Origin of the sequence: Microbacterium sp. GbtcB4 (genome assembly GCF_019091465.1) — a bacterium.
GTDB lineage: Bacteria > Actinomycetota > Actinomycetes > Actinomycetales > Microbacteriaceae > Microbacterium > Microbacterium paraoxydans.
This window is the reverse complement of sequence record NZ_JAGXJJ010000774.1, coordinates 1-229: the sequence shown is the minus strand read 5'-3', so window position 1 is coordinate 229 and position 229 is coordinate 1. Positions and strand designations below refer to the sequence as shown.

1 pseudogene is annotated in these 229 nt (G+C 69.0%); it reads left to right on the top strand.

Features of this window, described 5'->3' with window-relative positions:
• Positions 1–229: pseudogene (locus KVS71_RS19575) on the top strand (metal ABC transporter substrate-binding protein); the annotation flags it as partial.

The window sequence follows — 229 nt, the reverse complement described above, 5'->3', positions numbered from 1 at the left end:
CGCACGGCGACACCGCGGTGGAGTTCACGCACGACTACCCGGGCAACGAGGGGCACGACGAGGGCGAGGACCACGATCACGCCGATGACGAGCCCGCGACGGACGAGGCGCACGATCACGAGGCCGAGGGGGAGGACCACGCCGGCCACGATCACATCGAGGGCTTCATCGAGCACGTGTGGTTCGACCCGCACACGATGGTCCACGTCCTCGTGGCGATCGCCGACGA